Annotated in this window: 10 protein-coding genes; 2 read left to right on the forward strand and 8 right to left on the reverse strand. The window is 68.1% G+C overall.

Going from position 1 to position 10,088, the window contains the following annotated elements:
- Nucleotides 1-54: 54 nt before the first annotated feature.
- Complete coding sequence (locus AZG88_RS09880) at nucleotides 55-993, reverse strand: NAD(P)H-dependent flavin oxidoreductase (protein ID WP_025432931.1); 939 nt, start codon at nucleotides 991-993, stop codon at nucleotides 55-57.
- 72 nt (nucleotides 994-1,065) lie between these two features.
- Complete coding sequence (gene lepA, locus AZG88_RS09885; protein WP_005575144.1) at nucleotides 1,066-2,958, reverse strand: translation elongation factor 4; 1,893 nt, start codon at nucleotides 2,956-2,958, stop codon at nucleotides 1,066-1,068.
- A gap of 65 nt (nucleotides 2,959-3,023) precedes the next feature.
- On the opposite strand from lepA, the gene AZG88_RS09890 reads away from it, so the two are divergent.
- A complete protein-coding gene (locus tag AZG88_RS09890) occupies nucleotides 3,024-3,587 on the forward strand; it encodes a type II toxin-antitoxin system PemK/MazF family toxin (RefSeq protein WP_005248003.1) in 564 nt (187 codons plus the stop codon).
- A 5-nt stretch (nucleotides 3,588-3,592) separates the two neighbouring features.
- On the opposite strand, the gene AZG88_RS09895 is transcribed toward AZG88_RS09890, so the two are convergent.
- The 5 genes from AZG88_RS09895 to AZG88_RS09915 form a co-directional block, all read right to left on the reverse strand.
- Nucleotides 3,593-4,354, reverse strand: a complete 762-nt coding sequence (locus AZG88_RS09895) for an SGNH/GDSL hydrolase family protein (protein ID WP_005248005.1) — start codon at nucleotides 4,352-4,354, stop codon at nucleotides 3,593-3,595.
- Between the two features lie 117 nt (nucleotides 4,355-4,471).
- Entirely contained in the window at nucleotides 4,472-5,245 is a 774-nt protein-coding gene (locus tag AZG88_RS09900; RefSeq protein WP_025432932.1) for an aquaporin, read from the reverse strand.
- Between the two features lie 64 nt (nucleotides 5,246-5,309).
- Nucleotides 5,310-6,140: a transglutaminase family protein gene (locus tag AZG88_RS09905; protein ID WP_025432933.1), complete on the reverse strand. Its 831-nt coding sequence runs from the start codon at nucleotides 6,138-6,140 to the stop codon at nucleotides 5,310-5,312.
- A gap of 8 nt (nucleotides 6,141-6,148) precedes the next feature.
- Nucleotides 6,149-7,120, reverse strand: a complete 972-nt coding sequence (locus AZG88_RS09910) for an alpha-E domain-containing protein (protein WP_005248011.1) — start codon at nucleotides 7,118-7,120, stop codon at nucleotides 6,149-6,151.
- On the reverse strand, nucleotides 7,120-8,754 hold the full coding sequence (locus AZG88_RS09915) for a circularly permuted type 2 ATP-grasp protein (protein WP_061697580.1): 1,635 nt from the start codon (nucleotides 8,752-8,754) through the stop codon (nucleotides 7,120-7,122). The genes AZG88_RS09910 and AZG88_RS09915 overlap by 1 nt, the downstream gene beginning before the upstream one ends.
- A 305-nt stretch (nucleotides 8,755-9,059) precedes the next feature.
- Between AZG88_RS09915 and rpsT the strand changes: the two genes are divergently transcribed.
- The gene (gene rpsT / locus AZG88_RS09920; protein WP_005248015.1) at nucleotides 9,060-9,320 is read left to right on the forward strand and encodes a 30S ribosomal protein S20; all 261 of its coding nucleotides are present in this window, start codon (nucleotides 9,060-9,062) and stop codon (nucleotides 9,318-9,320) included.
- A 70-nt stretch (nucleotides 9,321-9,390) separates the two neighbouring features.
- On the opposite strand, the gene holA is transcribed toward rpsT, so the two are convergent.
- Nucleotides 9,391-10,088: DNA polymerase III subunit delta (holA, locus tag AZG88_RS09925; RefSeq protein WP_061697584.1), on the reverse strand; the 698-nt coding region annotated here is incomplete at its 5' end.

Below are 10,088 nucleotides of genomic sequence, written 5' to 3' on the forward strand. Positions count from 1 at the left end.
GCGCCGACCGCCTCCGGTTGAGGGGTGATCCGGCCGAGGATTCGGCGCTACGGGCTATTCCGCGAAACGGTGCAGCAACCGCTCCGCGTCAGCGGCGATCTGCCGCACCACGACACCCGCCGGCCGCTCCGATGTGACGAGACCCGCCGCCTCCCCGGCGTACACGACACCGAGGTCGGGATTCGCGGGGTCGTAGGCCGTGGCGAGTTCGGCGTCGGGGGCGTGTGCGCCGTGCCAGCGGGACGTGAACTCGTTGCTCAGGGCCCGGCCACCCCACCGGGCCGGCCACGGCTGGCTGCGCGCCTGGTCGAACACCGACGTGTACACGGTGTCGGCGCTGCCCGCCGCAATCAGCTTGTCGCGGGCGTAGTCCGGTCCGATGGTTTCGGGGCTGGCCAGCAGTGCCGTCCCGATCATCGCGCCGTCCGCCCCGGCGGCGAGAACGGCGGCGAGACCGCGGCCGGTCGCGATACCGCCCGCGGCGAGCACGGGCAGCGCGGTGGCGTCCAGGATCTCCTGTAGCAGCGGCAACGTCCCGATCCGGCCGGTGTGGCCGCCCGCCTCGCCGCCCTGGGCGACGACGAAATCGACGCCCGCCGCCTCCACGACGCGTAGATCGTCGATCGTGTTCACCTGCGACACCACGAGCGCTCCGATGGCGTGTACCCGCTCCACGTACGGGGCGGGATCACCGAACGACAGCGACACGACCCGCGGGTTCTCCGCCAGCGCGGCGTCGAGCAGAGCGTCGTCGTCGTCGAGCGCCCAGGTCATCAACCCGATCCCGAGGGCGTCGCCGCCGATGCTCCGCGCGACCGCCGTCTCCTTCGCCACCCACTCCGGGGTGGCGTAGCGCGCCGCGCCGAGCAGGCCGAGCCCACCCGCCTTCGACACCTCGCCGACGAGGGCCCCGCCGGCCCGTCCGCCCATCGGGGCTCCGAAGATCGGTACCTCGATTCCCAGTGTCCGGGTGAGCCAGGTTTCGAGGGCCACGTGCCGCACCTACTTTCGATCAGACGTCCTTTCGATCAGACGTCGACGGAGGAGAACAACCGAGCGGTCGCGTTACTTCTTCGGCTTGTCCCCGACCGATTCGGACGACAACGCCGCCACGAAGGCCTCCTGCGGAACCTCGACCCGGCCGATCGTCTTCATCCGCTTCTTGCCTTCCTTCTGCTTCTCGAGCAGCTTGCGCTTACGGCTGATGTCGCCGCCGTAGCACTTGGCGAGCACGTCCTTGCGGATCGCGCGGATGTTCTCACGCGAGATGATCTTCGACCCGATCGCCGCCTGGATCGGCACCTCGAACTGCTGCCGGGGAATCAGCTCACGCAGCTTCGACGTCATCCGTCCGCCGTACGCGCCGGCCGCGGAGCGGTGCACGATCGACGAGAACGCGTCGACCGCCTCACCCTGCAGCAGGATGTCCACCTTCACCAGGTCGGCCTGCTGCTCGCCGGCCTCCTCGTAGTCGAGGCTGGCGTACCCCTTGGTGCGCGACTTCAGGGCATCGAAGAAGTCGAACATGATCTCGCCCATGGGCATCTCGTAGCGAAGCTCGACCCGGGTCTCGGACAGGTAGTCCATGCCGCCGAGTTCGCCGCGCCGGTTCTGGCAGAGCTCCATGATCGCGCCGATGAACTCGCTCGGCGCGATGACGGTGCACTTCACCATCGGCTCGTAGACCTCGCGGATCTTGCCCTCGGGCCAGTACGACGGGTTGGTGACGACGTGCTCGGAGCCGTCCTCCATCACCACCCGATACACGACGTTCGGCGAGGTCGAGATCAGTTCGAGCCCGAATTCGCGCTCGAGGCGGTCGCGGGTGATCTCCATGTGCAGCAGTCCGAGGAATCCGCAACGGAACCCGAACCCGAGCGCCACCGACGTCTCCGGCTCGTAGGCCAGGGCGGCGTCGTTGAGCCGCAACTTGTCCAGGGCGTCGCGCAGCACCGGGTAATCCGAACCGTCGAGCGGGTAGAGGCCGGAGTAGACCATCGGCTTGGGGTCGCGGTACCCCACGAGGGGTTCGGTCGCACCGCCGCGCGCGGCGGTGACCGTGTCGCCGACCCGCGACTGCCGGACGTCCTTCACACCGGTGATGAGGTAACCCACCTCGCCGACGCCGAGGCCGATACTGGCCTTCGGTTCGGGCGAGATGATGCCGACCTCGATCAGATCGTGGGTGGTGCCCGTCGACATCATGGTGATCTTCTCGCGCGGCGAGATCCGGCCGTCGACGACGCGCACGTAGGTGACGACTCCGCGGTAGGCGTCGTACACGGAGTCGAAGATCATGGCGCGCGCCGGACCGTCGGGGTCGCCGACGGGGGCGGGAATCTGCCGCACGACCTCGTCGAGCAGTTCCTTCACGCCCACACCGGTCTTGCCGGACACGCGCAGCACGTCACCCGGCTCGCACCCGGTGATGTGCGCGATCTCCTCGGCGTACCGGTCGGGGTCGGCGGCGGGCAGGTCGATCTTGTTGAGCACCGGGATGATGGTGAGGTCCTTCTCCATCGCCAGGTACAGGTTGGCGAGAGTCTGGGCCTCGATACCCTGCGCGGCATCCACCAGCAGGACCGCACCCTCGCAGGCCTCGAGTGCGCGCGAGACCTCGTACGTGAAGTCGACGTGCCCGGGGGTGTCGATGAGGTGGATGACGAACTCCTCGTCGCCCACCTTCCACGGGAGCCGGACGTTCTGGGCCTTGATCGTGATGCCACGCTCGCGCTCGATGTCCATGCGGTCGAGGTACTGGGCACGCATCTGCCGCTCCTCGACCACACCGGTGAGCTGCAGCATGCGGTCGGCCAGCGTCGACTTGCCGTGATCGATGTGCGCGATGATGCAGAAATTCCGGATCCGGGCAGGATCCGTGAACGTCTTGTCGGCGAAGCTGCTGATGGGGGACCCCTTACCTGGACCGGCACCGGCCCGGTTCCGGACCACTGTCACCTGTCAGGATATCCAAGCCACCGCGTTGCGGCTGCCGCGGCATACACGCACTAAGCTCGGCGGCCATGGCGAGCACGTGGAGCAGCATCGGGAAGACGTTGGGCCGACTTGCACGGGACAAGGGCCCGCAGCTTCTCCAGCAGCTGCAGAAGTCCGGCGCGCTGGACCGCGCGGCCGGTGTCCTGACCGGGTCGACGGCCGCCGCGCCGAAGCCGGCCCCGAGTCGTCCGGTCACCGCGAACTCCGCCCCGACAGCCCATCGGGCGCGGAAGGTGGAGTACTCCCCCGACCTGGACGGTCGCGCGGATCCCGGCGAAATCGTCTGGACGTGGGTGGCGTACGAGGAGGATCCGAGCCAGGGCAAGGACCGCCCGGTGCTCGTCGTCGGACGCGACGGCGACACCCTGCTGGGGTTGATGCTGTCCTCGCAGAGCAAGCACGACGGCGACCGGGACTGGATCGGGGTCGGCTCGGGGGCGTGGGATGCGGAGGGCCGTCCGAGCTGGATCCGCCTGGACCGGGTGCTGGACGTGCCGGAGGCGGGGATCCGCCGCGAGGGTGCCGTGATGGCCCGGGACACTTTCGAGATCGTGGCACGCCGTCTGCGGGCGGACTTCAGCTGGCAGTGACGCGGTCACCGGCCCAGATCTTCGGCGATCATCTCGGCGATCGCGGTCATCGCGAGCGCGTTGGGATGTGCCGGTTCGGCGGGTGACTGCGGCAGGATGCCCTCGAACCATCGCTGTCCCGCCGGCGCGCAGGCGTCGTGCCCACCGTCCACGGCGGCCTTCGCGATGTCGACGTAGTGCACGCCGTACCGGGCCGCGGCATCGACGTAGATCTGGTTGAACCGTGCGAAGTATCGCTCGAGCCAGACCGCGTCGGCGTCGGACACGGGCATGTTCGGCCAGCAGCCGCGTCGTCCGACGGAACCGCCGTGCCCGATCAGGTAGACCTCGGCGTTCGGCGCCTTCGCGACGATCGCAGCCACCACGGCGTCGACCTGGGGCGCCATCTGCGCGATCCCCTCGACCGCGAGTTGCTCCGCCCGTGGGTCGTTGCGGCAACCGGCATCTGTGCCGGGAACGACGGCGCCGCAGCGCACCGACACGGGCAGGTGATTGGAACCGCCCCCGCCGATGCTGAGCGTCACGACGTCGGTGTCCGGGCGGAGCGCGCCGATCTGCGGCGGAGCGAATCCCGTCCCCACGAACTGCGGCGTGCTGATCACGTGGGCGGGTTTCGCGGCGGAACAGGTGACGTCGGTGACGGTGGCCGCGCCGATCAGCTGCGCCAGCTTCGCCGGGTAGTTCAGGTCCGGTGATCGCAGGCACAGGTCGCGGTGCGCGGAGAACTCGATGAGCGGCCCGGACGCCCGGGAGTCGCCGAGTGCCACATATGTCGGTCCCCGCCGCGGTGCGTCCTCGGCGGTCGCGGTCGCCGGGACCGCCCCGGTGAGCGCGAGAACGACGCACGTGAGAATTGCGGCCCGCAGGCCCCTGCTCGTCGGTGCTCAGCTCTGCAGTCGGTCGTACCGGCCGAACAGCGACCGGTACACCAGCGCTCCCACCGCGCCACCGATCAACGGGAACACGATGAACAGCCAGACCTGGGCGAGCGCGCCGTTCTGGTAGGGCGCGACGGCGAGACTGCGGGCGGGGTTGACGGACGTGTTGTCGATCGGGATCGACACGAGGTGGATCACGGCGAGCGTGAAACCGATGGAGACACCGGCGAGGGGGACGTCGGAGATCTGGTCGGTGGATGCGAGGACCACGAACACGAGCAGCGCGGTGAGCAGGACTTCGATGATCATCGCCGCACCGATGCCGTACCCGTTCTCGATGACCCCGCCGAGCGGTCCCTTGATGGCGGACGGGCTGTGGGCGCCCCAGCCGTTGGCGCCGAGACCGTCGGCGGCCCGGTTGTACGAGGGCAGGCTCTGGGCGATCGCGTAGACCACCACACCGGCGACGAGACCGCCGATGACCTGGGCGACGACGTACAACCCCGCCTTCACGACGGACAACCGGCCGAGAGCGAGGTGTCCGACCGTGACGGCCGGGTTGACGTGGCAGCCCGAGATGGGGCCGATGGCGTAGACGAGGAAGAGGAGCGTCAGTCCGAATGCCAGTGCCACACCGAGGTTCCCGACCTTGGCTCCGGCGAAGACCGCCGTACCCACCGCCGCGAAGACCAGTACGAACGTTCCGACCGCCTCTGCTACGTATTTCTTGAGATCCGAGATCGGTTCGACTTCTACGTATTCCTGTGCGGTTGGAGACATTGAACCCACCTTCGTCGAAATGGATCGTTAGTCCTGCTTTCCACAGATAGATCTGGCTGGCACTTTACGCCAGGCGTGTGATCTCCACGACGACTTCGAGATCTGTCGCCCGGCCACCGGAGAAGATGCCTTTGAGCGGCGGAACGTCCGCGTAGTCGCGTCCGATACCCACCGACACGTGCTGTTCGTTCACCGCGACGGCGTTGGTGGGGTCGTATCCCCACCACGCACCGGTCCACGCCTCGACCCACGCGTGACTCTCCCCGGCCACCGTGTCGTCCACCGCCGCATCGGGTTTCGGGTGCAGGTAGCCGGACACGTAGCGACTCGGAATTCCCATGCTGCGCAAAAGGACCAGCGTCAGGTGCGCGTAGTCCTGGCAGACGCCCTGCCGTTCGGCCCAGGCGTCGACCGCGGACGTGTGGACGCCGGTCGTGCCCGGAACGTAATCCATCTCCCGATGCACCCAGTCCGCCGCCGCGACAACGGCTTCGTCGGGGGTGCGGCCCTTGCGGAGGTCCCGGGCGATGGTGTCGAGCTTGCGGTTGCGCGGCACGAACGTGGTGTTGCTGAGCTGTTCGTTGAACCGGTCGGTGAGCGGGGGGCTGGCCAGCTCGTCCCAGTCCGCCTTCTCCTCCGGCTCCCAGAACGGTTCGGTCTCGACCACGGACAGACCGGTGACCTCGAGTTCCTTGTGCGGCGCATGGAGATCGAACGCGGTGACGGCGGTGCCCCAATAGTCGGTGTAGCGGTACGACCGCGTCGCCGGCGTCGTCTCGACCCGGTTCAGGATCACCGTCTGCCTACTGTCACCGCGTGGGGTGAGTCGCGCCTCGTTGTACGAGGACGTGACCGGTGCGTCGTAGGCATACCCGGTGGTGTGCACGACTCTCATACGCCAGCTCACAGCTCTCCCTCCACGACGGCTTCGCCGCCGACGGCCCGTGCATCGGTCCACGCCACCCACGGCGCGGCGTGAAAATACTGCAGCGCGATGGCTTCTCCGAGCTCGCGGCAGGTTTCCTGCAACCCCGCGAGCCGATCCTGGAGATCCTCGAGGAGAACGCCGGGCGGCAGGAACTCGAGTTCGCTCCGGGCCCTGCCGAGGAGACGCTGCGCCTCGGCCCTGGGTCCGACACGGCTGTCGGGCTGGTGGTCGAGCTCGGCGAGGCACAACTCCGCCTGCCGGATGGCGTGGAACACCGACCGCGGAAACAGCCGGTCCAGGAGGATGAATTCGACCACCCGGTTGGCGTCCAGCGCGCCGCGGTACGTGCGCAGGTAGGTGTCGTGGGCTCCCGCGGAGCGCAGCACCGTCACCCACGCCGGCGAGGACGGGCGGTCGCCTGCACGGGACAACAGCATCCGCGCGAGCATGTCGACGCGTTCGATCGAGCGGCCGAGCAGCAGGAAGCGATATCCGTCGTCGCGGCTCATCGTCGAATCGGCCAGACCCGCGAACATCGCCGCGCGCTCCTCCACGTACCGGAAGAACTCGTGCGGCCCGAGACGCTTGGACGCCCGCTCCCGTTCGGCGAGGCCGTTGTACGTGGTGTTGAGGCACTCCCACATTTCGCTGGACGTGACCTCCCTGGCACCCCGCGCGTTCTCGCGGGCACTGGCGAGGGAGTCGATGATCGAGCCCACCTGGTTGCGGCTGAACGCCACCAGTTCGGTCACCGACCGGACGTCGAGCTCGGTGTCGGGCGCTTCGATGCCGAGCACCCGCAGCAGCAACCGGGAGGTGCGGTCGGGGTCCACCGAGGCGTCGTCGAGCAGCTGGTGCACGGCGACGTCGAGAATGCGGGCCATGTCGTCGGCCCGTTCGACGTACCGGCCGATCCAGTACAGCGATTCCGCGTTCCTCGCGAGCATCAGCGATCACCTCCCTGGCCCTGTTGCTGTTGCTGTTGCTGTTGCTGTTGCTGTTGCTGCAGTTGAGTCGTGCTGAGTTCGGGTCCCTGCTCGGCCTCGGCGGACTGCGCAGGCTCGGCCACGAGCTCCTCACCCGCGAGTTCCCGCTCCTCGTCGGAGCTCCGGCTCGCGAGCACCCACGTGTCCTTGCTGCCGCCGCCCTGGCTGGAGTTCACGACGAGGGACCCTTCGGGCAGGGCCACGCGGGTGAGCCCGCCCGGCAACACCCACACGTCGTCACCGTCGTTGACCGCGAAGGGGCGCAGATCGACGTGCCGGGGAACCAGTTCGTCCCCGACCTTGGTGGGCACCGTGGACAGCTGGACGACGGGCTGCGCGATCCACCCGCGCGGGTCCGCCTTGATCTTCCGGGCGATCGTGTTCAGTTCCTTGGGCGACGCGTCGGGGCCGAAGACGATGCCGTAGCCGCCGGAACCCTCCACCGGTTTGATCACCAGTTCGTCGACCCGGTCCAGGACCTGTTCGCACTCCTCGTCGAGCCAGCACCGGAATGTGTCGACGTTCGCGAGCAACGGCTTCTCACCGAGGTAGTAGTCGATGATCTGCGGGACGTAGGTGTAGACGAGCTTGTCGTCACCGACCCCGTTCCCGACGGCACTCGAGATGACGACGTTGCCCGCCCGGGCCGCGTTCAGCACGCCGGCCACCCCGAGCACGGAATCCGGGCGGAAGTGCATGGGGTCGAGGTAGTCGTCGTCGATGCGGCGGTAGATGACGTCGACCTGGCGTTCACCCTCGGTCGTGCGCATGTAGACCATGTTGTCGCGGCAGAACAGGTCGCGGCCCTCGACCAGTTCGACACCCATCTGGCGCGCGAGCAGCGAATGCTCGAAGTACGCGGAGTTCGCGACACCGGGCGTCAGCACCACGACGGTCGGGTCGGCCTCGTTGAGGGCGGCGGAAGCGCGCAGCGCCCGCAGTAGATGGGAGGCGTAGTCGCCGACGGAGCGCACGCGGTGCGACATGAACAGGTCGGGGAACACCCGCGCCATCGTGCGGCGGTTCTCCATGACGTACGACACTCCCGACGGCGAACGCAGGTTGTCCTCCAGTACGCGGAACACCCCGTTCTCGTCGCGGACGAGGTCGATTCCGGCGACGTGGATCCGCACCCCGTTCGGCGGGACGATCCCCGAGGCCTCCCGGTGGAAGTGCTCGCACGAGGTGACCAACCGCTTCGGGAGCACGTGGTCGCGCAGGATGCGCTGTTCCCCGTAGACGTCGTCGAGGAACATCTCGAGCGCCTGCACGCGCTGCTTGATGCCCTTCTCGAGACGCGTCCACTCGGCAGCGGCGATGACCCGAGGAACCAGATCGAGCGGGAAGGGTCGTTCCTGACCGGACAGCGAGAACGTCACGCCCTGGTCGATGAACGCCCTGCCGAGGGCCTCGGATCGGGCGGCGAGGTCGGCTCGGTCCGCGGGCTCGAGCGCCTTGAATACACCCTTGTAGGGCGGGCGGACGGTGCCGTCGCGGTCGAACATCTCGTCGAACGCCAGCCCGTAGCGCCCGATGTCCGTATACCCGTCGAACACGTGGGCGGGTTCTGCGGGCTTGCGCGGCCGGGCGGTCACCCGCGTCCGCGGCTGGGTTCCCGATGCCTTCGCACCCGCCTGCGTGCTTCCCCCCGATTTTCGGACGGGGGCTTTCGAGGTTGCCGACGATTTCGTTACTGTTGACGACTTCGATGCTGGGGGCGTCATCCCAGACATGCTGCTACATGTACACCCGTTCAGCAGAACAGCCGCAGGATTTGTCGGCGCGTCCGGCGCCGGTTTGAGATCGGACACCGATCACTGGTAATCTCGCCTGTCGGTGCATATGTGTGCGCCCAGAGCTTTCTCGACCGTAACCAGCTTAAGACGACAGGATTTTACGCGTGGCCAACATCAAGTCCCAGGTGAAGCGGATCCGTACCAACGAGGCGGCCCGACTCCGTAACCAGTCGGTGAAGTCCTCGCTGCGCACGGCGATCCGCTCGTTCCGCGAGGCTGCGGCGGCCGGTGACAAGGACAAGGCCAACGAGCTCCTCGTCGCCACCAGCCGCAAGCTCGACAAGGCAGCCAGCAAGGGCGTCATTCACGCCAACCAGGCTGCCAACAAGAAGTCTGCTCTCGCGCAGGCGATCAACAAGATCTGACGGTTCTTCCGTCGTAGGCTCTCCAACAGCCGCTCGATCCTCGGACCGAGCGGCTGTTGTCGTGTCTCCGTCAGACCTGTCGTAGCCGGGAGACGCGGCCCACCGCACTCTCGACGGCGTAGTCCGCGTCGGCCGACGCGCCCTTGACGTCGGCGTTCAGGGCGGCCACGATACGCAGCGCCTCCCCCACCGATGTGGGAGTCCATCCCTTCGCGAGGGCCTGTGCCTTCTTGATCTTCCACGGCGGCATGCCGAGTTCCGACGCCATCCGGAACGGGTCTCCCCGCCCCGCCGGGGCCACCCGGGCGATCGAGTGCACCGCGTCGGCCAGCGCGTCAGCCAGCAACACGTGCGGCACGCCACGCAGCATCGCCCAGCGCAGCGCCTCGATCGCGCCCGCGGTGTCGCCGGCGACGGCCTTGTCCGCGACGTCGAATCCGCTCACCTCGGCCTTGCCCGAGTAGTACCGCTGCACGGCGGCGACGTCGATCTTTCCGCCGGTGTCGGCCGTCAGCTGCGAGCACGCGGCGGCCAGTTCGCGCAGATTCGAGCCGACTCCTTCGAACACGCTCTGCACCACTTCCGGCGACACCCGGACCCCGAGGGTGCGGAACTCGCCGCGAATGAACCCGATGAGGTCGCCCGACTTCAGTTTGGCGCAGGGGTGCACCACGGCTCCGAGTTTCTCCAGCGCCCCGGTCATTGCTTTCGCACGTCCGCCACCCGAGTGCAGGACCACCAGGACGACGCCCGGCGGCGGGTCGCCGG

It is taken from the genome of Rhodococcus sp. LB1, assembly GCF_001583455.1.
Lineage (GTDB): Bacteria > Actinomycetota > Actinomycetes > Mycobacteriales > Mycobacteriaceae > Rhodococcus_F > Rhodococcus_F opacus.

Excerpts from the sequence above, each read along its gene's own strand:
- AZG88_RS09890 (WP_005248003.1), top strand. The coding sequence starts at position 3,024 with ATGGCGAGCACGTGGAGCAGCATCGGGAAGACGTTGGGCCGACTTGCA.
- AZG88_RS09900 (WP_025432932.1), bottom strand. The coding sequence starts at position 5,245 with ATGTCTCCAACCGCACAGGAATACGTAGAAGTCGAACCGATCTCGGAT.
- AZG88_RS09905 (WP_025432933.1), bottom strand. The coding sequence starts at position 6,140 with ATGAGAGTCGTGCACACCACCGGGTATGCCTACGACGCACCGGTCACG.
- AZG88_RS09910 (WP_005248011.1), bottom strand. The coding sequence starts at position 7,120 with ATGCTCGCGAGGAACGCGGAATCGCTGTACTGGATCGGCCGGTACGTC.